General features: G+C 45.1%; 23 protein-coding genes. 12 read left to right on the top strand and 11 right to left on the bottom strand.

Features of this window, described 5'->3' with window-relative positions; all coding sequences use genetic code 11:
- Positions 1-7: 7 nt before the first annotated feature.
- Genes ACLVWP_RS02950 through rsmH form a run of 3 tightly spaced genes read right to left on the bottom strand, consistent with a single transcriptional unit; the run spans position 8 to position 3,377 of the window.
- Entirely contained in the window at positions 8-2,074 is a 2,067-nt protein-coding gene (locus ACLVWP_RS02950) for a penicillin-binding transpeptidase domain-containing protein (RefSeq protein WP_413559980.1), read from the bottom strand.
- A complete protein-coding gene (locus tag ACLVWP_RS02945) occupies positions 2,075-2,410 on the bottom strand; it encodes a histidine kinase (RefSeq protein ID WP_413559979.1) in 336 nt (111 codons plus the stop codon).
- Positions 2,391-3,377: a 16S rRNA (cytosine(1402)-N(4))-methyltransferase RsmH gene (rsmH, locus tag ACLVWP_RS02940; protein ID WP_413559978.1), complete on the bottom strand. Its 987-nt coding sequence runs from the start codon at positions 3,375-3,377 to the stop codon at positions 2,391-2,393. Before rsmH ends, ACLVWP_RS02945 begins: the two co-directional genes overlap by 20 nt.
- Positions 3,378-3,485: 108 nt before the next feature.
- Between rsmH and ACLVWP_RS02935 the strand changes: the two genes are divergently transcribed.
- The 3 genes from ACLVWP_RS02935 to hpt are packed head-to-tail and all read left to right on the top strand — an operon-like array spanning position 3,486 to position 5,879.
- On the top strand, positions 3,486-4,502 hold the full coding sequence (locus tag ACLVWP_RS02935; RefSeq protein ID WP_413559977.1) for a hypothetical protein: 1,017 nt from the start codon (positions 3,486-3,488) through the stop codon (positions 4,500-4,502).
- A gap of 45 nt (positions 4,503-4,547) precedes the next feature.
- Positions 4,548-5,339 carry a uracil phosphoribosyltransferase gene (locus tag ACLVWP_RS02930; protein WP_413559975.1) on the top strand — a complete coding sequence of 264 codons (792 nt, stop codon included), beginning with the start codon at positions 4,548-4,550 and terminating at the stop codon, positions 5,337-5,339.
- 9 nt (positions 5,340-5,348) lie between these two features.
- Complete coding sequence (hpt, locus tag ACLVWP_RS02925; RefSeq protein WP_413559974.1) at positions 5,349-5,879, top strand: hypoxanthine phosphoribosyltransferase; 531 nt, start codon at positions 5,349-5,351, stop codon at positions 5,877-5,879.
- Between the two features lie 72 nt (positions 5,880-5,951).
- On the opposite strand, the gene ACLVWP_RS02920 is transcribed toward hpt, so the two are convergent.
- Together ACLVWP_RS02920 and ACLVWP_RS02915 are read right to left on the bottom strand one after the other, a co-directional pair.
- Positions 5,952-6,734 carry an outer membrane beta-barrel protein gene (locus tag ACLVWP_RS02920; protein WP_413559973.1) on the bottom strand — a complete coding sequence of 261 codons (783 nt, stop codon included), beginning with the start codon at positions 6,732-6,734 and terminating at the stop codon, positions 5,952-5,954.
- A gap of 188 nt (positions 6,735-6,922) precedes the next feature.
- Complete coding sequence (locus tag ACLVWP_RS02915; protein WP_413559971.1) at positions 6,923-7,474, bottom strand: TMEM165/GDT1 family protein; 552 nt, start codon at positions 7,472-7,474, stop codon at positions 6,923-6,925.
- A 503-nt stretch (positions 7,475-7,977) separates the two neighbouring features.
- Here ACLVWP_RS02915 and ACLVWP_RS02910 point away from each other — a divergent pair.
- Together ACLVWP_RS02910 and ACLVWP_RS02905 are read left to right on the top strand one after the other, a co-directional pair.
- Complete coding sequence (locus ACLVWP_RS02910) at positions 7,978-8,442, top strand: DUF3015 family protein (RefSeq protein ID WP_413559970.1); 465 nt, start codon at positions 7,978-7,980, stop codon at positions 8,440-8,442.
- 63 nt (positions 8,443-8,505) lie between these two features.
- Complete coding sequence (locus ACLVWP_RS02905) at positions 8,506-10,398, top strand: DUF4105 domain-containing protein (RefSeq protein WP_413559969.1); 1,893 nt, start codon at positions 8,506-8,508, stop codon at positions 10,396-10,398.
- Positions 10,399-10,510: 112 nt separating this feature from the next.
- On the opposite strand, the gene ACLVWP_RS02900 is transcribed toward ACLVWP_RS02905, so the two are convergent.
- The gene (locus ACLVWP_RS02900) at positions 10,511-11,188 is read right to left on the bottom strand and encodes a hypothetical protein (RefSeq protein ID WP_413559967.1); all 678 of its coding nucleotides are present in this window, start codon (positions 11,186-11,188) and stop codon (positions 10,511-10,513) included.
- A gap of 191 nt (positions 11,189-11,379) precedes the next feature.
- Between ACLVWP_RS02900 and ACLVWP_RS02895 the strand changes: the two genes are divergently transcribed.
- The 4 genes from ACLVWP_RS02895 to murB all read left to right on the top strand — a co-directional run bounded on the left by ACLVWP_RS02895 (position 11,380) and on the right by murB (position 14,116).
- Positions 11,380-12,174 (top strand): thymidylate synthase, encoded by a 795-nt coding sequence (locus ACLVWP_RS02895; RefSeq protein ID WP_413559966.1) that lies wholly within the window; start codon positions 11,380-11,382, stop codon positions 12,172-12,174.
- Positions 12,171-12,686, top strand: coding sequence for a dihydrofolate reductase (locus ACLVWP_RS02890; protein ID WP_413559965.1), 516 nt, complete (start codon positions 12,171-12,173; stop codon positions 12,684-12,686). The genes ACLVWP_RS02895 and ACLVWP_RS02890 overlap by 4 nt, the downstream gene beginning before the upstream one ends.
- Positions 12,687-12,785: 99 nt before the next feature.
- On the top strand, positions 12,786-13,088 hold the full coding sequence (locus tag ACLVWP_RS02885) for a PilZ domain-containing protein (RefSeq protein WP_413559963.1): 303 nt from the start codon (positions 12,786-12,788) through the stop codon (positions 13,086-13,088).
- Between the two features lie 14 nt (positions 13,089-13,102).
- A complete protein-coding gene (gene murB, locus ACLVWP_RS02880; protein ID WP_413559961.1) occupies positions 13,103-14,116 on the top strand; it encodes a UDP-N-acetylmuramate dehydrogenase in 1,014 nt (337 codons plus the stop codon).
- A gap of 13 nt (positions 14,117-14,129) precedes the next feature.
- Here murB and ACLVWP_RS02875 read toward each other — a convergent pair whose 3' ends face one another.
- Positions 14,130-14,753: a tyrosine-protein phosphatase gene (locus tag ACLVWP_RS02875; protein ID WP_413559960.1), complete on the bottom strand. Its 624-nt coding sequence runs from the start codon at positions 14,751-14,753 to the stop codon at positions 14,130-14,132.
- Between the two features lie 235 nt (positions 14,754-14,988).
- On the opposite strand from ACLVWP_RS02875, the gene ACLVWP_RS02870 reads away from it, so the two are divergent.
- Positions 14,989-15,480, top strand: coding sequence for a hypothetical protein (locus ACLVWP_RS02870; RefSeq protein ID WP_413559959.1), 492 nt, complete (start codon positions 14,989-14,991; stop codon positions 15,478-15,480).
- Between the two features lie 474 nt (positions 15,481-15,954).
- Complete coding sequence (locus ACLVWP_RS02865) at positions 15,955-16,599, top strand: TetR/AcrR family transcriptional regulator (protein WP_413559957.1); 645 nt, start codon at positions 15,955-15,957, stop codon at positions 16,597-16,599.
- 57 nt (positions 16,600-16,656) lie between these two features.
- On the opposite strand, the gene ACLVWP_RS02860 is transcribed toward ACLVWP_RS02865, so the two are convergent.
- Both ACLVWP_RS02860 and dacB read right to left on the bottom strand, forming a co-directional pair.
- Entirely contained in the window at positions 16,657-17,838 is a 1,182-nt protein-coding gene (locus ACLVWP_RS02860; RefSeq protein ID WP_413559956.1) for a lytic transglycosylase domain-containing protein, read from the bottom strand.
- Between the two features lie 34 nt (positions 17,839-17,872).
- Positions 17,873-19,294 carry a D-alanyl-D-alanine carboxypeptidase/D-alanyl-D-alanine-endopeptidase gene (dacB, locus tag ACLVWP_RS02855; RefSeq protein WP_413559954.1) on the bottom strand — a complete coding sequence of 474 codons (1,422 nt, stop codon included), beginning with the start codon at positions 19,292-19,294 and terminating at the stop codon, positions 17,873-17,875.
- A gap of 91 nt (positions 19,295-19,385) precedes the next feature.
- Between dacB and ACLVWP_RS02850 the strand changes: the two genes are divergently transcribed.
- Complete coding sequence (locus ACLVWP_RS02850; protein ID WP_413559952.1) at positions 19,386-20,339, top strand: signal peptidase II; 954 nt, start codon at positions 19,386-19,388, stop codon at positions 20,337-20,339.
- A gap of 39 nt (positions 20,340-20,378) precedes the next feature.
- On the opposite strand, the gene lon is transcribed toward ACLVWP_RS02850, so the two are convergent.
- Both lon and ACLVWP_RS02840 read right to left on the bottom strand, forming a co-directional pair.
- Positions 20,379-22,754, bottom strand: coding sequence for an endopeptidase La (gene lon / locus ACLVWP_RS02845; RefSeq protein ID WP_413559951.1), 2,376 nt, complete (start codon positions 22,752-22,754; stop codon positions 20,379-20,381).
- Between the two features lie 78 nt (positions 22,755-22,832).
- On the bottom strand, positions 22,833-23,657 hold the full coding sequence (locus ACLVWP_RS02840; protein WP_413559949.1) for an exonuclease domain-containing protein: 825 nt from the start codon (positions 23,655-23,657) through the stop codon (positions 22,833-22,835).
- Positions 23,658-23,688 lie beyond the last annotated feature (31 nt).

The following is a 23,688-nucleotide window of genomic DNA, read 5'->3' as shown; positions in this document are numbered from 1 at the left end:
CCTTTTTTTATTTCAAAATAACTGTGATGTTTTTGTCGTCCGGGAGATTCGATCCAGCTGCAGGGATCATTTCTGAAACCATGCTGCCATTGCCGACGAACTTCACTTTCAAGTTCTGCCCACTGACTTGGCGAAGAACTTCACGAGTCGTCATCTTCATCAAATTAGGAACAACCTCTTTCGGAGCAACTTCAGCAGCTTTATCAAGCTCCTGAGTTGTCAAAGTCGCTAGAGCTGACTCAACTTTCGCTGTCGATGTCGCCGCCGAAGAAGACTCTGTGGCAGAATCCGCGGTTGCAATCGCACGAGCAATCTTATCCAACGCGGCCTTTTGATTGATCGCTGTCTTCATAGAATTAAAGTTTTTAGTGTTCGTTTCAGCTAATACTCCTGGAAGTGGAGCGATACCTTCTTTACGAACAGCATAGGAAGCGACTCTTGAGAATACAGGCGCCGCAACTTTAGCTCCGTAGTAACCTTTTTTCGGAGAATCCACTGCAATATAGATTACGAACTTAGGATCGTTCGCTGGGATAAAGCCCGCAAAACTAGAAACGTAAGCGCCTCTAAGGTAACCACGTCCATTTGGATTTACCTTTTGTGCCGTTCCTGTTTTACCTGCAACCATGAAACCATCAACGCGGGCGTTAGCACCAGAGCCGATTTTCAAAGTCGTCACACCCAAAAGCATCGCACGCATTTGCGCTGCTTGCTCTGAAGTTAACACACGACGAATTGGTTTTACTTTTGTTTCAGTCAATTCACCCGTTTCAGAATCGCGGACCGATTGAACGATGAATGGAGTATTCAAGACGCCACCGTTAGCAATCGCTGCATAAGCATTCGCCATTTGAATAGGTGTCGTCGCAATACCGTGACCGAAAGAAATATTTGAAAGAGCAATCGGTTTCCACGGAAGACCTTGAACGATCCCGCGAGCCTCACCCGGAAGATCCACGCCGAGCTTTTGACCAAAACCGAAATCCATCAAGCTTTGGCGCAATTTATCTTGGCCCAATTTGAAAGCGATTTTTGTTGTACCGATATTCGAAGACACCGCCAGAATTTCAGCCGCTGTGATATCACCGAACTTTTCATGAGCTTCGGCTTCTTTGATCACTTTATCGCCCACGCGGTAAGCACCGTTTTCACAGAAGAACTTGGTATTCGGTTGCAACACACCTTCGCGAAGTGCCGATGCAATGACCAGTGTTTTCAACGTCGAACCCGGCTCGAATGCATCTGTCACCGTTTTATTACGACGGTTATCAGCTGCGGCCTTTTGTGCTTTATTCAAATCGAACGTCGGAGCAGATGCCAAAGCCAAGACGGCAGAAGTTTTTGCATCAAGCACAACTCCCACGGCATGATCAGCATCAAAAGTTTGAACAGCATTCGCAAGCTCTGATTCCAAAGTGTATTGCAGATCAGAATCAACAGTTAGGCGAAGCTCGTTACCATCTGGATTTTCAATAAACATCAAACCATCATTGATCAAGGGACGACCGCGGGCATCGCGCTTAACCATGACTTTCTTTTGATTGCCACGCAAAGACTGATCAAATCCTAATTCTAAACCTTCAAGACCTTGTCCTTCGATTCCTAGGAAGCCAACAGTTTGAGCGAGCAATGTTTCATTCGGATAAACACGGCGCCATTCTTCAACGAAAGAAAGGCCACGGATTTCCCATTTTTTGATTTCATCCGCTTTGTCTTGTTCAAGCATGCGCTGAATCCAAACGAAGCGTTTATTGCCATCTTTGATTTTTGCGTAAACCGATTCATACGACTGACCCAAAACTTTAGAAAGTTTTTTTGCAGCGGCTTTACGATTTTCGATAATTTTTGGATCGGCATACAACGAGTACGCCGTTGCCGACATCGCCAAGTCACGGCCGTTACGATCTACGATCGCGCCACGACGGGCTTGCAAGGTTACCTTGGTTTGAAACTGACGATTTTGCAGAGAATTCAGACGATCGTTCGGCAAGAATTGCAAATAGGCCGCTCTCATCATCAACAGCGACCACAGACCGATAATACCGATAAAGATAAAAACAATACGTGATTTCAACTACAGATCCTTTTTCGCAATTTTCTTATCAGTCACTTTAGCTACAGGGATATCAGCCACATCACTCAAGTGAATGATTTGGTTCGCCTGAACTTTTTTAAGTGTGAATTTTTGCTGAGCCACGTGATCCAAAAGTTGTGGGCGCGTGATTTTCGCTAAAGAAATTTCTTTAGTGCGCTTTTCTTCCAAAACTTTTTTATGCTGGCGAGTGAGTTTTAAAACGACGTAACCCATGCGACGCTCTTCCATCTGCAAAAAGACGATAGAGAACAAGGTAAAGATCGCTAGTAAGATGCTAAAAAACGGTTTTAGTTGTCTAAAGTTTTCCTTGCTCATCCTGAGCACTCCTCTCGAAAACTCTCAACTTCGCTGAACGCGAGCGAGAATTTTTGTCCAACTCTTCCTGAGATGGAACGACTACTTTTTTATAAACAGATCGACCGAGTTCTTCTGAATCTCGGAAGATATTTTTCACAATACGATCTTCCAACGAATGGAACGTGATCACCGCCAAACGACCACCCGGCTTCAATGCCTGGATCATTGGTGGAATTGTTTCAGCGACAACTTCCAACTCTGAGTTCACTGCTAAACGCAAAGCCATAAAGTATTTCGTCGCCGGGTGATGGCCTTTTACTTGCCATCCATCCACACGCTCGATCAAGCCTGCAAGTTGTGCGGTAGATTGAAATGCTTTTGTTTTGCGATCATTCACGATCGCGCGGACAACGCGAGAAGGGCGATACACTTCGCCATACTCTTTGAAGATTCGAATCAAATCATCCTCTGTTGCCGTATTCACAAGCACCTCAGCCGTCAAACCTTGCTGCTGATTCATTCGCATATCTAGTGGACCATCGTGGTAAAAACTAAAGCCTCGTTCGGCCTGGTCTAACTGCGGTGAGCTCACACCTAGATCTAAGAGCATCATATCAAAGTTTTTTAGATTGTGATCTGAAAACTGTGAGAAATTTCCATGGATTATGCGCAGATCACCATTCTCGACTTCGGTCTTGAATCGTTCGTTTCCGTATTTTACTGCAGCTAGATCTTGGTCCATGACCGTGGCCTTCATCGCGGGAACGGTATAACGAACCGCCATGTAGTGACCACCGCGCCCGAAGGTACCATCAAAATATGTTGCGTCTTTTTTCTCTCTGTAAGGATAGAATGCTGCGAGCACTTCTTGTAGCATTACGGGATAATGCTCAGAGGAGAATTCAACAGGAAGCTCGACCTTAGGCGGGATAAACTCCTCAGATCTTTCGATTTTTTCACCAGTGCCGGGCTTATATTTTTTCATCAGTACTTCCTAGAATTTCAAGGTATGAACAATTCGGTGGACCGTCAAGAAGCTTTGAATTAGCCTATTTATAAGGCTTTTTCGAATAATAACAGGGACTGAATTGCGATGATGGTATCTTGCCCACGCTGTGGCTTTCAACAACCTCAAGATAAGTATTGCGCTCAATGTGGCGTCGATATGGAAAGCTATAAACCACAAGCAGCTCCTTGGTATCAGTCTTTTTTTAAAAGCACAGCTGTCCAACTTTCTCTTTTAGTCGCAGTGGCTGGTGGCGGTGGTTTTTATATTTACAATAATGGCAGCACATCCAATGCAGACATAGCCACGACACAAGCTCGCCCGACTGTGCAAATCAATGCTTCTCAGAATTTACCTCCTCCACCTCCCGCGGCTCCTGAAATCAGTCCAACGGAACAACCAAGTGTTGCTGCAGCTCAGACTGCAGATGGATTGACGATCACCGAATCTGCTTCCACTGTGGCAGCAGCATCAGTGACACCCACGGAAGCAAAACCGGATGATCTAAAAAAAGAGGCGCGCGCACTTGCTGCCAAAACTTCTGGTCCTCACTTAACGGTTTACTATGCTGAAGTAGTTCGCCCAACTCTGGGTCGCTTTATGGAAGCCAGCCGCGGAACAGGTCAATTTATGACTTTCGCAGATTACTCTGCGGGTATTATCCCGGCGATCGGTGGCCGAGTTCAGGCCGCTGGAGTTAAGATCCTTCACAAAGAAGAACGAAATCTTAACAATGCAAAAACGTTGCAATGGTCCTACGGCATTAAGGACCGCGGCAACCCTGCGGTGGAAATTGGCCTGACGACGTTCTTTGAGCTGGCAGATGTTGAAGGCAACTCTATTCGTGGAAATCTAGAGATTCAAAGAACTTGGCGCGAAGCAGGAGCCAGTGGTGGCTTTGAAGTTCAAAGAAAGTCCTTCCCCGCTATATTCGAGATTGGCGGCGAAACGGGCTTCTTTATGACCGGAGTTATGCCCACTCAGTCAAACCTTGAAAATGATGACGAGCTGACATCGATTGATGTATACAAGGTTCTGCGTTCTCCTCAATTCCGAGCAGGCGAAAGCGAATTCGTGATCTTCGTCGAATACGATAACCACTAGTCCTCGACCTGAAGCCTTTCACCGAACTTCGCGGGAAAGGCATTCATGGCTCAATTTCAGCAAGAACTAAAACATCAATATGGTCCTCGCGTTCACTTGATCGATAGCCCTTTCTTAAATGGCTTGCTAGCTCAAGCTTGCTCTCCGGAATGCTTTCAACCAGAAATCAATCGCATCGTTGAAGTGCTTTATACTCACCTGATTTCCATCACTGTGAATAACGAATTTGATCGTGAAAACTTCTCTCAACCGACACGCATGACAGAGGCTCATCCCGATAAGCTTTTGCACAGCAATCGCATTGCCCAACATCAAAAAGCTGTCAGCGTGAATCTAGCTCGCGCGGGAACTTACCCAAGCCATATCTGCTACAACTTTCTGCACTTTGCCCTGCAGGCTAAGAATGTTCGCCAGGACCATATTTTTTCGGCCCGTATGACAGATAGCAAACACCATGTAACGGGGGCTGAGTTCGGCGGGATGAAAATCGGTGGCGACGTTAAGGACGCCTGCGTGATCCTACCTGACCCTATGGGAGCGACCGGAAACACGATGGTTCATGCCATTAACCACTATAAGCAGCATATTGAGGGGCCAGCTAAAAAATTTATCGCCTTAAACCTGATCGTAACCCCTGAGTACTTGAAGAATTTGTTAGGTTCTCATCCTGAAGTCGTAATCTATGCCTTAAGACTTGACCGTGGGCTATCCCCTCAGGCAGTTTTAGATGCAACTCCGGGCCAATATTGGGATCAGGAGCGCGGCTTGAACGACCACCAATACATCGTTCCCGGCGGCGGCGGTTTCGGCGAAATCATGAATAATTCATTTGTTTAGGAGTGCCCCATGACGAATTTAACTTTGAAACCTTATATCTCTGAAGAAAAAATCCAACTTAAAGTTAAAGAGCTGGGCGAAACGTTGACGAAACAATTCAAAAACGAAAAGGTCATCGCGATCTGCGTTTTGAAGGGTTCTTTCATGTTCTATTCTGACTTGATCAGATCTATCAATGCTGACATCACTTGCGAATTCTTTGGCGTGGCTTCTTACCACGGTGGCACTTCTTCTTCTGGCGAAGTGAAAGTAACTTTGGATCTGGCTTCCCCGGTTGAAAACCAACACGTGATCTTGGTTGAAGACATCGTTGATACGGGTCTTACAATGAACTACTTGAAAAACTCCATCATGTCTCGCAAACCAAAATCTTTGACGACAATTGCTTTGCTTGAAAAGCCAGACGCTTTGAAAGTGAAATGCGACGTTGACCACGTTGGTTTCAAAATCCCGAACGATTTCGTTGTGGGTTACGGTTTGGATTACCAAGGTTACTACCGCAATCTTCCATACATCGCTCAAGTTCAAAACTTCCAATAGTTTTAAGAACCCGCGAAAAACAAAAGCCTGCTCTTATCCAGCAGGCTTTTTTATGTCTAATTTAGATTCAGATTAAAGTTTGATGGAAAGACCCGCGCTGACCACGATACCGAAGTTGTAAACATCAAGGCCACTTAGGAAGTCCCCTGTATTTACTTTGCTTAAGCTTTCTTGCAAGTCCGCTTGAACGACTAAGCCCATGCGGCGAGCAAACTTCCAGTCATACCCCGCACCGAAGGCGCCGCGAATATCTGTTGAGTTAAAGCTGCTTTTTGTATCAACACCATTGTTTGAGTAACTTTGCGTATAGCCATTGTAAGTAGAAGTCATTGTCGCATCGTATTTTGCGTCACTCAAAATACCCACGATCACACCCGCTCTGGCAAAGAAATGTGATTTGGAAGAGTGTGGCCATGAAAAACGAGCCATCACTGGAATATCGATATAAGTCAGAGTGAAATCGTAAGAAGAAGTATAGCCTGTGTTTACCAGCTTCAATTGGCCACCACGTTGTGAATACAACAAACCCGTTTCACCTTGCCACATACCACGGCCGACCAAGAAACCAACACCGCCCTGCATACGAGAAACAGCGTCGACACTTGAATTGTTTTTACCTTCGATACCAGAAAAATTAGAGCTTACATAACCAACCGTTGGTTCCATCGTAAACCATGGGTTAGGAATCGTACGAACGCGAAGAACTTCTTCACGTTGTGAAGTTCTGCCTGTTGCGGAAGACATCTGTTGAGATGCTTCAACTTCATCCTCAGCATAGGAAGGAGAAAACTGAGCCTGTGCTGACATTGAGAAACCCAAGATCATCGCTGCAATATAGTAAGTTGCCTTGTTCATATAAATCTCCTCTTATGCCAATGGGTATTGCAAAGAGAAGACCAGAGGCAACCTAAGGATGCCCGCTGAAAATACGCTAATTTCAATTACACGAAAGGCCTTCTCAGAGTGAGACAGACCCATTTTCCAAGGACGAAGTCAGTGCCATTTCTGGCACCCAACTGTCAGTTTGTTGCTAGTACTTTGTTTTACTGTAAAAGGATTCCCACACCGAAAGCGACATAGATAATCGCTGAAACAATATGCACCCATTTCATCGAGATTTTACGCAGAATTTTTTCGCCAAAGAACACAGCTAAACCATCGGAGAAAAGCATTCCCAGAGTTGTGCCCAAGGTCACCAGCCAGATATCTTGATATTTCGCTGCCAGTGCCACTGTTGATAGCTGCGTTTTATCCCCGATCTCTGCCACGAAGAATAGAATCGCCGTCGTCCAGAATGGATTCGCGTGCATTTTCGTTTCATCGCTATTGTCCTTATCTGGAATTAAAATCCAAATTGCGAACGCAAAGAACGTGATCGCCAACGCCCATTTTAAAATTTCTGGTGACACATACTGAGCGATGGATTCGCCCGCCCATGCAGCGAATAGATGATTGGCGATGGTTGCCGCGAAAATCCCCGCCATAATCGTCCACGGCTTTTTAAAGCGCAAGGCGAGGACTAAAGCGAGGAGTTGGGTTTTATCCCCCATCTCGGTGGCTGCGACTAACAAGAACGAATTTAAGATTGCTTCCATGAAGCCCTTCCAGTTTTTTAAAACCGGTGGCTCGTTAAACGAAAAAACGAGACCACACGGTGTTGCCGCCTCGAATAATTTCGAAATGCGGTAGCACTCGTGTCAGTCTCGTTAACTGGTGCCGGGATAGGCACCTGCGCTTAAACCGGAGTCTGCCTTAATTCAGGATCAGAACTCAGTATGTCGGCATTAAGCTTTGCCTTGGATCCCCCCAAGACAAACAAACTACTCCCTAACAGATACAACCATAAGTACACGTATACTCAATTGATTGTCAATACCACAGACTTATTTTCTCTACTCATTTAAAATTCTGAAGTAATTTCGGCTCTTCGGCATCTGTGCGTTACCGCTCGTACAAAACTTCGTTACGTTTTCAAAGCTTACCTAAACGTCATACATTTTTGTTTGCCTCCTCGCATAGTTCAGCTCAGAATTCTTTAAGTACAAAAAACGCTCCAAGAAAATCGGAGTGATCTAATAACCATCACGGAGGAATTTCCATGAAAAAACTAATCGTAGCAGCAGCAGTTATCGTTTCCGCTTCTTCAGCATTCGCAGTATCTAAAGGTGACCTTTCTAACGGTGGTTACGGCACAGCAGGTTGCGGTCTTGGTGCTCTTGCATTCGGTAACAAATCTGGTCCAATCCAAATCTTGGCTGCTACTTTGAACGGTACTGCAGGTTCTCAAACTTTCGGTATGTCTACTGGTACTTCTAACTGCGGTCCTTCTGTATTCGCAGCTAACGAAACTAAAGCATTCTTGGATAACAACGCAGTAGCTCTTGAGAACGACATCGTTCGTGGTCAAGGTGAGACTTTGGCAACTTTCTCAAAAATGATGAACTGTGATTCTCAAGTTTTGGGTACTACTTTGAAAAACAACTACAAATCAATCTACTCTGGCGAACAAAATACTGAGCGCGTTTTCGAAACAGCGCAAAAAGTTTGCTCTGTTAAAGGTTAATTTTTTGCTTAAGCAAAAAGCTTAACGTATAAAGAGAGGGGCCTTTACGGTCCCTCTTTTTTTATGAAAATATTAAGCTTCTTACTCTGCCTTATTCTAACTTCCACTGTTCAAGCACAAAGCTCGTCTGAAGCTGCTATCACCGAAGCGCTTAAACTCAATCTTGATCAAGACATTCAGTGGTGGAATCTTTTAAACTATCGCCGTGACGATTGGTTCACAAAACAAAGCCAAGCCGACTCTCCCCTGTTTTTCTTTTCTAAAGACGGCAAACTCAGTCCCCGTGCAGAATTAGAAGCCACAATCCAAGCGATCTTTGATCCGGCTGTTACCAGAGTTTCCCCCGAAGGAAATCTGCAAGAACGTGCACAATGTTTATTTCCCGGACGCTTTTTGTATTTGAAGCGCAAGCTTCCACAAATCACGTGGCCTCAAGTGGACTGCCAACGCTTTGAAAATTTCCGCGGTATTTTGAATGCGCATTCTGCGACTTATGTATTCTCTTCGTATTACATGAATAACCCCGCTTCAGCCTATGGGCATTCCTTCTTGCGCTTGAATCGCGGCAGCTCTTCATCGAACGAAAAAAAGTTTGAGCTGATCGATTTTGGCGTGGGCTTTTCCGGAGTTCCCGAGGGAGCAACCCCTGCGACTTACGCCATCATGGGTTTGATGGGAATGTTCACGGGGCGCTTTGAGATTCAGCCTTATTATTTCAAGGTTCGCGAATACAATGATTTCGAAAGCCGTGACTTGTGGGAGTACGACCTAAACCTCACACAGGACGAAGTTGATTTACTGGTAGCCCATGTCTATGAACTGCAACAAGCTCATTTTGATTATTGGTACTTTACAGAAAATTGCTCTTACAGAATTATCGCAGCTCTTGATGCCGTCAGACCTTCGTTAAAGCTTGTGCAAAAAACCAAACGTGCGGTTTTACCTGGCGACACGATGATGTTGGTTTACGATGCTCCTGGATTGGTACAAAAGGTCAACTATCGCCCCTCAGGCCGAGCGACTTTTGAAGCTCGTCTGAACACATTGAGTGATTCAGCTAAGGTTACTTTCGCTAAATTCATTCAAAACGAAAACGTCGATGACCTTGTTGCTGTCAAAGATGAAAAAGAACGCCAAGAGCTTTTAGATGCAGCGATGGATTACGTCGACTTCCGCTATGCTAGCGAAGTTCTGCATGAAAAAGGTCAGCATAAACTTAAAAAACAAATCCTAATCGCTCGTGCTGATGTGAACCGTGTAACTGCGGATTTAGTTATTCCAGCACCACTGCAAGATGCTCCCCACCAAGCACATGGTTCATTCCGAGCTAAGGCAGGATACCTTCACCGTGACGGTAAAGACTTAACGACATTTGGTCATCGCTTTGCCTTACATGATTTGCTAGATCCTATTCGCGGCTATCCGGCTTATTCAGAAATGCAAATGCTGCAAACGGATTTTAGCTACGATCCTGAGGCAGGTCGCGTGCAGATTGAAAAACTTGGTTTGGTCGAAATTGTTTCGTTGTCGAACTGGGATATTTTTAATCACTCGCCTTCTTGGAGATTAAAGTTCGGCTGGGATCGCGATTATCAATCAGAATGCGCCTACGATTGCTTGCCACTGTCGTTTTCTATCGGGGCAGGCCTGTCTAAGGAATTCTTTAAAAGCTTTGTAGCAAGCGCTTGGGTGCGTGCTGGATTTGCTTACGATGAAAGATTTGTGAATGATCAATTCCGTATGGGAGCGGGTCCCGCAGTTCTGCTACGTTATAACTTAAAAGATAATTTCAGTCTGTTAGCTGAGGCTTGGTACCGTTATGACAACCACGGCAGCAAAGAGGAATATCGTGATCTTTTTGCTGGAGCCCAAGTGGGACTTAGCAAAAATATCGGCCTGCGCTTAGGCGCGAAAGACCACGAAGAGTATAAGGCTGAGTTTAATTTCTATTATTAGCGATTGGCTGAAATCACTGTGGCGGCAGCAGGCTTTTCAGTCGACTGCGCGTGCAGGTAACCCATATAAAAACAAGACAGCACATACAAAAATAAAAGAGCTTTCGATTTCATTACATAGCCTCCGCAGATGCTGTCGTTTGATTCATATACTTAGATAGTTTTCCAGGTTGACCCTGTTTGATTCCCGCAAGACTGATGCGTGCATAGTTTTTAATTTGCGGACTGGATTTCAACTGAGCGAGCTTTTTCATAGACGCTTGAACTTGGGCTGGATTTACCAATGCCAACTGATCCAAAGCGACCATGGCTCTTGCACGAATTGCTGATTCATGCTGATCGTAAATTACACGAGATTTTGTATTGGCTACTTTTGAAGCAACAATCGGAGTTCTTACGATATCGAACAACGCGTGATGAGCTTCCATACCGGCCAGACTTAAAAGATAAACACTGACATAGCGCTCTTCTAAAGCACTCGTTTTATCCAAAGCCTTTGCTCTAAAAATCATCATATCTGACACAGGAAGTTTTTGTACTTGAGCGCGCACCATTTGGTGGTGTTGATTCCAATCCACACCGCGCTTGGCAAGAGTGCCGACTTCTTGTTCAATCAGAACCTGAGCCATGCTGAAGCCACCCATATTCTTTTGGGCGATCAATACAGCGCCTGGAGGAGGAGTCACTGGCTTTTCCAGCTTCAAATCCTTGGTTTTCTCAGCTACATAAACCAACCCAGCAACTAGGCCGATTACGATCATATATACTATGGGTCCATGATAACGAGACATAGGCGCTCCTTCCGCCCAGAATTACTACAACTCTTATGCCCCGCTGTGCCTTAGTTTATTTCGCGTTCACAAATATCCCCATGTAGAATTTGTAGACACCGACCATGATGCGGCACTCATCGCATGACAAAAAGTAACGGCACATTACACTGAAATTACGGCCAGATACGCCTGAACCGATCGGAGCACCTATGAAGCAATACCATGATTTGATGAACTTCGTTTTAGAAAACGGAACTAGAAAAGAAGACCGTACCGGCACTGGAACGATCTCTACTTTCGGTTATCAAATGCGCTTCAATTTGCAAGAGGGCTTTCCACTTCTAACAACTAAGAAGTTGCACACACGCTCGATCTTTCACGAACTTTTGTGGTTCCTAAAAGGCGAAACAAACATCAGCTACCTTAAAGAAAATAAAGTTACTATCTGGGACGAGTGGGCTGATGAAAATGGCAACTTGGGTCCGGTGTATGGCAAACAATGGAGATCTTGGGAAACTGCTGACGGTCGCACTATCGATCAAATCACAAACGTGGTTGAGCAGATCAAAAAAAATCCAGACTCTCGTCGTTTGTTGGTCATTGCTTTCAATCCTGGTGACGTCGACAAAATGGCTTTGCCACCATGTCATGCGTTCTTTCAGTTTTACGTAGCGAACGGCAAACTTTCTTGCCAGCTTTACCAACGTTCTGCAGATATTTTCTTAGGTGTGCCATTCAATATCGCAAGCTATGCTTTGCTCGTGCATATGATCGCACAGGTTTGCAATCTTGAGGTTGGTGACTTTGTTCACACATTGGGTGATGCGCATATTTACTCAAACCATTTGGAGCAAGTGCATTTGCAATTGTCTCGTGAGGAACGCCCTCTGCCACAATTGAAATTGAATCCTGACGTTAAAAATCTTTTCGATTTCAAATTCGAAGATATCGAAGTTGTTGGTTACGATCCACACCCTGCCATCAAAGCTCCGGTGGCAGTATGATTTTAACCCATATCGTAGCGTGCTCTGAAAATCATGTGATTGGTACTCAAGGTGGACTTCCATGGGATCTGCCTGAGGATATGAAGTTTTTCAAAGACACTACGAAGGGGCATATCATGATCATGGGTCGCAAGACTTTTGATTCTTTCAATGGCCGTGCTTTGCCAAATCGCTATCACATTGTGATTACGCGCGATCCTTCTAAGCAAAAATTTGAGTCTACAGAAAAGAGTCCCGTGGTTTATGTGGCAAGCCTTGAAGAGGCTGTTGCGCATGCGAAACCTCTGACTGAAAAATGGGGCGAAGAAGTTTTCATTATCGGTGGTGGCGAAATTTATAAACAAGCCATCGAAAAAAAACTGACCGATAAAATCTATCTAACCCTGATCCACAGGGAATTCCCTGGGGATACGTATTATCCGCAAATTGACCAAAATGTTTTCAAACTCACTCAACGTCGAGACGTGGAGTTGCCTATTCCTTTTTCGTTTCTTACGTATATGAAAAAGTAGGGACCAGATTTTGATCTCAATATGAGATTGCAAGCTTTTTCCCTTAGAGAATCTTTCAAAACGCCCGAGAATAATAGAGTACGAACACGGGAGTGATGAATGAGCGCCAAACGCTTTCAGACAAAAGAAAACGCTAAACTTGAGGTCTATGGCCACATAGGCAAGTCAGCGGCTGAAATGCGCAACCTCTCCGCTACCGGTGCCTATCTCGAAGTGAGCCAAGGTGACTACATCCCTAAAAAAGGCGACCTGCTGAACCTAACTGTGGAACTGAGCTCTTTAAAAAGAGTTTACAATGTGGCCGCAGAGGTTGTTTGGAGCAGCGGCGTGGGACTTGGCATATGCTTCATCCACAAAGACGACATCCTTGAAAGAATGATGGCCAAGGCGGGCGTTTTTTAATATAGTTGCCTTCAATGCAACTGCTAGCTCAACACAATCTTAGTTCATTAAACACCTTGGGTCTTAACTCCCAAGCAGAGCTCTATACAGAGTTGCATTCCTTTTCTGACGTCCAAGATCTTTTGAAAGACCAACAGCTAAAAAAAATCACCTGGAGAATTCTAGGTGGTGGTAGCAACTTGGTTCTGCCAGCCAAAGTCGGTGGACTGACGATTCGTTTAGCCAACAAAGGCCGAGAGCTGGTTCATCAAGACGACGAAGCTTGGTACGTGAAAGCCCAAGCCGGAGAAGTTTGGAATGAGTTCGTGCAATGGACTTTGGCCAACGGCTTCTGGGGCTTGGAAAATCTATCGCTGATTCCTGGAACTGTGGGCGCCTCCCCGATTCAAAACATCGGTGCTTACGGTGTTGAAGTGAAAGACACGATCTTTGAAGTGAACTGCGTGGAACTTGCCACGGGTGAATTGAAAGCCTTCAGTAATTCTGAATGTCAGTTTTCATACCGCGACAGTTATTTCAAACACGACGGCGCGGGTAAGTACCTGATTTGGGAAGTCACGTTCCGTCTGCCTAAGAAAAACAAACTGCACTTGGAATACGGCGATGTTCGTAAAGAGCTAGAACGCCAAGGCTTGGAATCCAATCCTACGAATATTTCAAAAGTCGTTTGTGAAATCAGATCCAGCAAACTTCCTGATCCCGCAGTGATCGGAAATGCCGGAAGCTTTTTTAAGAACCCGATTGTTCCGGTGCAAGTACGCGATCAACTCTTACAGAAATATCCAACTCTGGTGAGCTTCCCCTATGCTGATGGCATGGTGAAACTGGCAGCGGGTTGGTTGATCGATCAAGCTGGCTGGAAGGGCAAACAGATTGGCCCTGTAGGTATGTTTGAAAAACAAGCGTTGGTCTTAGTAAATCACGGCGGAGCAGATGCTGATGACGTGTGGAGAACAGCGGCCCAAGTTTGCGCTGATGTGAAAGAGCGCTTTGGTGTAGAACTCGAGCCGGAACCAATTCGTTGGTAACTAAGCGCGAAGCTTAGTACCCGTCTTCGCCGTCGTAATCACGGCAGTATGGATTCTTTTTGTTGTAGTATTTGTAGTTCGCTTTGCATGGATCATAGCTAGCGAATGCAGACTCTTCGTCCTTCCAAACATGTTCAATGAAATAACGTTTTGCAGGTTTCACTTTAGCGATGTGACGGTACTTGAACGTCAATTGCTTCAAAGCCTCTTGCTTGCTCTTACCTTGATAAATCATTTGGTAAAGAGCTGCTGCCTCACCTGAACGATCCGCGCCACCTTGGCAGTGAATAAGAATTGGACGAGGAGCAATGTTATATAGATCCAAAAGCTTCAACAAATTCTTACGATGAGGAATCTCCTCTGCCGTCATTGGAATGTCGTAGTGAAGAACACCCATCTGCTTGCTAACAGCCATCTCTTGCTGCCACCAAAAAGAAAGAGGCTCTGCCCCACGCAAATTAATGATCGTCTGAATCTTGTGCTTTTTGATGTAGTGTTTGAATTCCAAAGCATCGAGCTGAGCCGAACGATAAAGCTGCCCTTTATCCACTTCGTGGAAGTTAGGCCCAAGAATATCGCTAGCAAACGCCGGCGAGAAAACCATCAATGAGAACAAGAAGATAAATAGACTTTTCATAGAGGGTTCGCTTACCAAAACCTGCAACGCGTCAGCCAGTACATTCCCCACCTTGGAAAAAACGTAAGACAAAGGCGCCCCGCCGATTTTCAGGAATACAAAGCGTTCCTAAAAAGCGACAGGGCGCCTTTTGTGGGGTTTTATGTCGCTTGTCACTTTGTTAGACAAGGATATGCCCACCTAATCAAATATAAGCTAGTTTCACGAGGCTTCCCATTTGCATAAGGAACACTCCATGGAATCACGTTGGTTGAAAATCGTTTTTACCGTTCTTACTCTACTATCTGTCTACGTTATCGACGCCGGCGCAGCCTCTGGCCCGCAAGCCAGTCGCAATAATATCGTAGAAAGCTGCGAGCCCTCAAAACGCCCGGGCCTAGCCATGGACCAAAGAGACGACTCCCGCATGGAGTGCCTTAAGAAAAAGAAGACCCAACTATCCGCAACTCAATGCCTGGCTATGGCTAAAAAAATGGAGTACTCCAACAACGCCGAAGAAGCCCGCATGATCTGCCTATATGATTTGAATAAATTAAGTGCCAAAGACTGCGCAACCGTAGCCAAAAACATGGAATACGCAGACTCCGGCGACGAAGCGAGATGGCACTGCATCCGCGAGTTCAATAAATCCATCAGCAAAAAACAGTGCGAGAAATTAGCAAAAGCCATGGCCTACCCACCAAACACAGAGCGCGGCCTAATGTACTGTGAAAACGAACTAAACTAATAATTAGTCACACTCACAATCTCCACCGCGAGTGGTACGAGCGCGCCCCAAGCGCGCAAGTGTTCCCCGCCTCCAAAAAAAGCGAGTGGGGCCAAAGGCACCCACAAGCCAAACTCCCCGCGCCCCCATCTCTCTTGAAAGACCCGTAATGTTCGCGCCAGAACATTACAACCATTGGCAACAGACAAACCAGCACGGACGTCAGATCGAACCTATTGCATAAAAGGCGACCTCCGTCGGCGCAGGATGCGCGAACCCGGCACCGCCGGGCGACGGTGAGGCACGATGCCGTGTCGCCGTTATGCAATAGGTTCGATCTGACGTCCGTGCGGGTCCAGCCCCCTAGACCAAAGTATTGAAAATTACACAAACATTACGGGTTTGTAAAAAACCAGACTTGAACGCGCGTCCAGCTCGACCTATTCTGTCCTCATCAGAGGGACTCTTGTCCTAAGGAAAGGGAGAATCATTCAAATGATTCAGTCTATGGAAAAAGAAAAAGCGAAGAAAACTAAGATCATAGTAAAAGCGCCCACTCAAGAACGTTCTCGTCAGACAGTCTCTACTATTCTCGACGCATGTTCTCGCTTGTTGGTGTCCGAAGGTTTCTACTCCATCACTACTGATAAAATTGCAAAAGAAGCCGGCGTAAGTATCGGTTCCCTTTATCAGTTCTTTGGAAACAAAGAATCCGTTGTTCAAGCCGTTGTGAAAAATTTGATGGAAGAAGACAAACGCATCATGAGCGAAAAAATTCGCACGATCTTCCCTCTGCCTCCGGAACAACGTGTTCGCGCAATGTTGGAACTTGCTTTCGAAACTTACCGTAGACAATACGAATTGCGTGCGAAGCTAACAACGATTCAATACTACGTTGCAGATGCAGCTTATATTTCTGAATCTATCCGCTTCTTCCAAGAAATTATCCGTTACAACCTGCCGCAAATTCCTGGCAAAGACATGGATAAACTATCTTACATCATCGTGAATGCCTTCATCGGTTTGGCAAACACAATGGCGATCGATAATCCAAACTACATCAACGACCCGACAATCTTGAATGAGATGAGTCAGTTGTTTATGAAGTACTTGGATATCCCAGTTGAAAACAAAGCTTAAAAAATAAAAAACCCGGTTGAGAAACCGGGTTTTTGCTTTTTAGAGATAGAGATAATTCTAATTCGTTTTTTCAGAAGCGATCGTGCGGCCTTTACTTGCCAATGAAATCAATGCCACGTTGTATTTATCTTTCGGCAAAGAGATCACTGTTTTCGAAGGAATCGCGAAACCTTTTTTGATCACCGCATGAGTTAAATGCGGATTGAAAACTTGAGCTTTCTGATGATCACCGTCAAACCACTTTACCAATTCTCTGTATTTGATTGGCTTTGGCAGTTTTAAATCCTGAGATTCAAACGGTTTCGCCCAAAGGACTCCACCGAAATAGGTGTTCGCATTTTTCTCGACTTCAAGCACTGCTAGGAAGCAGGCATAAAAGTTTCGAGAGGCAAAACCAAAGCTACGACGAGAAGCCACGTTATCCACCAAGTAAGCCAGATCACGAGACTTGTACGACTTCGTCATCTTAGAAACACCCGTAGGACCATGATTGTATCCAGTCACCGCCAATGGCCATGAATCGAGCATATTGTAATTGCTGCGCAGAAGTCTTGCGGCAAAACGAGTCGCATCCATCGGATGGTTGCGCTTATCCACCGACGAAGAAATCATACGATACGGTTTTGCAGTGTAAGGCATGATCTGCCACATACCGCTCGCACCTACTTTAGAGCGTGCATTGATATTGAAAGAGCTTTCAACATAAACCAGGCGCACAAGTTCGATCGGAAGTTTTGCTTCACGGAAGATATCTTCCATGTCCTCGATATAGCGACCGGAATAAAAGATGGCTTGTTGCATGCGATCTTTTTGTCCCAACTGAAAGCGCAAGTTACTGCGAGCTTCTTTGCTGAGTTTTAGTTTATCCGCGATCTCTTCTTTGACTTGATCGATCTTTTTTTGTTTTTCGCGATCTGTTTTCAGACCTTTAAGATCGACGATCTGATAAATCTTATCGATGTTTTCAGAGTCATGCAGGATGCCTTGTTCAGAAGTGTATTTGCCATAGACATCAACCCAGAACTGAACTTGTTTTTCCATTCCCTTAGGAGTGGCAAAAGCTTTGGAGGAATATCCAAGAGTTTTATCTTGGTTCTTATAAATAGGCTGTCGCCACATGCGACTTTCAGGCAATACACGCGGCACCACATTCGGCACGATATCATTCGCGTCGTTCTGCCCATAAGCGATGGGAGAAATAAGGGCCGTGGCTAAAACCGAAACAAAAAAGTACTTCACTACTAGAATCCCTTCTGGTGTGTTCGCTTCTTAATCATTTTATCAAACTTTTCAGAAGATTATCAAAATATTGTCGAACCATCGCTTCGTCTGTACTGCCATTGTATATAAAGGAGAACGTAATAACTTTACCGTCTTCTAGACCGGCATAACCCGCGAGAGTTACAACGTTATTTATATATCCCGTTTTAGCACGTACCCAACGTTCCGCATTTGTTCCCTTCATTCTTTTTTTGAGGGTTCCATCAATTCCCGCAATGGGAAGGCTTTGCAGGAATTCGGGTTGTACACGGAAATCGTTGCGCAGATGCTGAAGCACTTTCCACATCGCGTATGAAGACATTTTATTTTCACGAGTCAAACCAGAAGGACTCTGTAAGCTGTATTGATCTTTAGGGATTTGCAAAGCTTGCATGTGATCTTGGATCACCAACATCCCGTCAGCCAAAGTCACACCTTTATCTTTTTTCAGTGTGCCCATGTTTTTCGTCAGCATCTCTGCCACATAGTTATTTGAGAATTTATTCATGTCTGCGACGATGGCTTCGATCGCTTTGCTTTCTGCTTCCGCAGCCAAGCTTGCCGTCGCTGGCGTATTTCCTGTTTTTACTGCGCCTGTAACCGTCACTCCACGCTGAGCCAAAAACGCTTTCAAATTATAACCTGACCAAAGGTCCGGCTGAGTGATGTTCTTAAAGATCGTTACTTCTTTCGTGTTCACACCGATGCTGCCACCCACGTGCAAAAGATCTCCATCAAATTTTGGATCTTCTTTACGATCAGCGAAAACTTCGCCAGCAGTTGCTTTCGTTTTAGTTTTTGCAACCAAGCGGATGTAATCATTTTCTGGGTCGGCATAAACACGAGCATCGTCACCAGCTTTCGCGCCAGGACGAACAAAGATATTAATCGAGTTCCAATTAAAAGACATCGCACCCACTGGAGCATCGTAAGCACGGTCTACGCGTTCTTTTTGACGAGAAATATCGTAGCGCATTTTATCGAACAAGGAATCGTCGACAACGATATCGCCCTCGACACGTTTGATATCATTTCTTAAAAAGGCATTAACCAAGAACCACATGTTTTCAGAAACAAACGAAGGATCACCGCCGCCTTTTAAATATACATTTCCTTTAAGAACACCTTTGCTGATATCACCCGTGGTCCAGATCTGTGTTTTGAATTTATGGCCCGGAGGAAAAGTCGCAAGCACCGCCGATGCCGTCGCAATTTTTGTGATGGATGCTGGAATCATGATTTTAGAACCATTGTTGTCGAGCAGAACTTTTAAGTTCTCGCCCTCACCCACTGTCGCATACATACCAATATCAGAGAGCTGGACCTTGTGTTTTTTTGCCAAGGATTGCATCTCGGACTCTGCGGTTTTTGCATCCAAATTTGCATTTGCTGAAAAAGTAAACATCAACGCTGTCGTCAGAATGAAAAATCGCATTTGGAGTCCTCCATGAACATTGCCTAGACAATGGTAGCGATCGAAAAATGATTTCGCAACAAATTGCACATGAGTTGTTAGACTGAGGTGCATGAAAAAGCGCGAATGGCTTATTGTTATACTTCCACTTGTTGCGACTTGGTTGTTCGACCGCGTAACTAAATTGTGGGCTACGGATATCATTGCGGTGAAATCCTATGGCCCATTACACTTTGTATTGCACCACAATCACGGCGCAATGCTAGGCCTGTTTTCAGATTTGCCATCAGTTCTGCGTATCGTGTCGCTTTCTACGGGTGGTGCATTCCTTCTCTGTACCTACGCTCTGATTCAGTACATGTTACCAATTAAGTCTCTGACTTTGCGCTGTGGTCTTTCGATTTTGATCGGTGGTATTTTAGGAAACGTTGCCGATCGTATTGCGTGGGGATATGTCGTCGACTTTATCGTCGTGGGTACTCCGTCTTTATCAAGTCCCGCGTTTAATATCGCAGACGCCCTTCAGTGGGTGGGTTATGCGCTGATCGTTTACGCCATCATTCGCGAAGGCGAACTTTTGTGGCCAGAAAACAATTCACGCAAAAAGTTCTGGGTGAATCTTTCGTTCCAAATTAAGTACTGCCTTTTGATGATGGCTGTGGGCTTAAGCTTGACCCTTATCAGCTTGGTTTTCTCTTACACCTACTTGCGCGTGACGATTCAAGAGCTGGTTGGAAATAACCAATTCCTTTTGAATAAGTTCCTGGTGCCCTATGTAATTACGTTCATCATCATCTGTATCGCATTCTGTGCGATTACTTTTGCCGTCGGAAAAGTTCTGTCCCACCGTATCGCGGGACCGATCTATGCCTTTGAACGCTATATCCGAAATATTTTTGATGGCGAGAAACGCGGCCCCTTTAAAGTACGTAAAGGTGACGAGTTCAAAGAGCTTGAGGCCCTAGCGGAAGAGATCAACACCCGTCTGGTTAAGATGAGATCCGAACGCACCGTGAATGTTGTAGAGTTCGACGACAAATCAGATACTAAAGCGCAAAACGAATAAAAAAATGCCGGGCTTCAACCCGGCATTTTATTTTTAGAGCTAGTTCATCGCTCTTGGGAAGAGCGGCGTTGTGTTGTCCATTTTCAGCTGGTAAGCCGGGAAATCAATTTCCAAAGCAATCTTCAACAGGTCGTTGACGTTATCAACGAAGTGGAACTTGATTTGGGTTTTGATTTCTTGAGGCACCTCGCGCAAGTCTTTTTCGTTTCTCTTACACAAGATGATCTCTGTCACCCCGGCTCTGTGAGCCGCAATGATTTTTTCCTTAATACCACCGACTGGCAAAACACTTCCGCGCAGGGAGATCTCGCCGGTCATTGCTAGTTTAGGATTCACGGGTTTCTTCAATAGTTTTGAGGCTATTGAAGTAAGCATCGTTACACCCGCCGACGGACCATCCTTCGGAATCGCTCCCGCAGGGACATGGACGTGTACTTCTTTTTTAGTGAAGTCCAACGTTGGGTCCATCAATGGCAATCGGGCTTTGAGTAAGCTCATCGCGATTTTTGCAGATTCCTGCATCACCTCACCCAGCTGTCCGGTCAACAGAAGTCCACCACTGCCTGACATCTCTTCAGTTTCAATGAATAAGATGTCACCACCCACTGGTGTCCATGCAAGACCTGTGACCACACCTGGAGGCAACGCTGTCTCTGTTAATTCAGAAGTGAATCTTTCAGCTCCGAAGATGTCATCCAGATCATTGATATCAACGATCAGTTTGTCACCGCCAGCTTTTAAAATCTTTAAACTCATGAACTTACAAATTGTCGCGATCTTACGTTGCAGTTCACGTACACCCGCTTCACGCGTGTAGTCCGTGATCATTTTCGACAAGGCACCTTCGGTGATCTCTAGCTGAGACTCCTCGATACCGTGTTCCTTTAACTGCTTTGGCCACAAGTGGCGTTTCGCGATGTTTTTCTTTTCCTCAATCGTATAACCAGTCAGTTCAATGACTTCCATACGATCTAGCAATGGCCCTGGGATTGTATCCAGCGCATTCGCTGTCGCAATAAATAGAACTTTCGAAAGATCAAACGAAGTATCCAGGTAATGATCTTGGAAAGAATTATTTTGCTCGGGATCCAATGTCTCAAGTAGTGCACTTGCCGGATCGCCGTTAAAGCTGCGTGATAATTTGTCGATCTCATCCAGTACGAAGACAGGATCGTTTTCACCGGCTTTTTTAATTCCGGAAATCACTCGGCCTGGCATGGCTCCAATGTATGTACGTCTGTGACCGCGGATTTCCGCATCATCACGTACACCACCCAAAGCGACGCGCACATATTTTTTACCTAGTGCGTGTGCAATGCTTTTACCTAGGGATGTTTTACCGACACCCGGAGGGCCGACGAATAGCAAGATCGAACCTTGATGCGATTTACGCAGTTTCATCACTGCCAAATGCTGCAAGATTCTTTTTTTAATTTTCTCCATACCGAAGTGATCTTCATTCAAGATCGCTTCCGCGCGATCCAAATCGATCTCTTGGTCCGCAGATGATTTATTCCACGGAAGGTCCGTCATCAAATCTAAATGCGTGCGAATGATTTGATACTCAGGCGAAGCTGAGTTCATATTTTCCAAACGTTTTAGCTGAGAGTTCGCCAAAGCCAAAGCTTCGTCAGGCATTCCCGCTTCTAAAATTTTCTTACGGAAGTTATCGGCCACGTCGTTATTGTCTTCATCACCCAACTGCTCGCGAATGACTCGCATTTGCTCGCGCAAAATACTTTCCTTCTGGCTTTGATTGATGTTTTCAGTCAATTTTTGACGAATATCCAACTGGATTTTCAAACGCTCTTTTTGTTCCTTCATCAGGTCCAAAATTTTAAGCGCACGTTCGCGCACATCAGCAGTTTCTAAGATTCCCTGCTTTTCTGCCAGAGTGAAATCAGCATGGGCTGCGCAGACATTTGTCAGAAGCGATAGCTCCTCGATCTCTCCGATCCATTCTTTTACTCGGCGCATGTGTTTACCAAGCAAATCGACTGTTTCGTAAGCGATTTGTCTGAGGCTTTCAAGCAAGGCTTCCTCGGTCTTGCGATCTGCGACCAGGATATCTTCCATACCTTCCGTCAAAGTCTCATAGATTCCATTTTCATATCTCATATTCAGAGCACGAATGCGCTGATGAGCATTGACGAGAATCGTATAGCTGCCATCATCCTCTTTTTTATAGGATTCGATTTTACAAAGTGTACCGATCGTATGCATATCCTCTGGCTTTTCCACAGTGCCTTCAGGATTTTTTTGCGTAAGTAAAACGATCCACTTTTGATTGGTTAATGCTTTTTGCAAAGCTTGAATACTGCGGTCTCTTCCAACCCGCAAAGGCATGCTGACACCGGGAAACAGAACGGCATTTCTTAGCGGAATAACAGGAAGGTAACCAGATACGAATGACATGGTCTCACCTTTCCCCTGCAGATAGTGCAAGGTCATAGGTTAATCATGTATCCGATTTAGAAAGCGTCAAGGTGAGGGTTAATAAACAATTCCCACGTCTTTGATGCGGGATAGATAATATCGTTTATTCGTATTTTCTCTCTGACAAAGGGCCATAAGATAGTCGCCATCTGGATTACGTACGATACCAATAGGACTCACACGGCGCGTTTCACCCTTAGCTGAGCCTCCATCATATACGAGGTCCAAATCTTTTTTGGTGTGAATCGATTCGATCATGGTCTTTAAATTAGAGTCATTCGCTTGCATGGAGTAATCTCTCCACCACAATTGCTTACCTTGGCTTTTGATCGCTTGCGCGAGAGTTGCTTCCTCGCCCATTTTTTTAAAGCATTCCAAACCAACATATAAGCAAGCCTTAGCATCATCGTAAGCGCGATGTGCTTGGCCACCATCAATATTCAAATGCTTGATCAAAGTTTGCAGCTTGTGATTTTCAACACCATGAATCCATTTGCGTGACAGAAGACTTGTGCACAATGCTGGCTCTGGTGGAAGTGTTAATCCGGCTTTTTCAAAATCGATCGATAAAAAACCCAAATCAAATGGCGCATGATGAGCCATCACGATCGAGCCTTTGAAAAATTCGTGGATCTGATGAATCTTGTCATTCATCAATGGCGCATCAGCGACCATCAAATTAGTGATGCCGTGAATGCCGATGATAAAGTCACTCATCAGCTCGCGCGGCTTCAACAGAAACTGCAGGCGATCAACCTCTTCACCTTTAAAGTACTTTACGGCCCCGAATTCGACGATGTCATATCCAACTGGATAGGCGCCGCTGGTTTCAGTGTCGAAAGCAATGTACGTATATTCATTTAAAGGCAGGTCTAAGTTCATAGAGGGTCTTCATACCTCGGCATATGGCTCT

This window comes from Bdellovibrio sp. HCB209, from assembly GCF_047306065.1.
Classification (GTDB): Bacteria; Bdellovibrionota; Bdellovibrionia; order Bdellovibrionales; family Bdellovibrionaceae; genus Bdellovibrio.
This window is presented reverse-complemented; position numbering and strand designations above follow the sequence as displayed.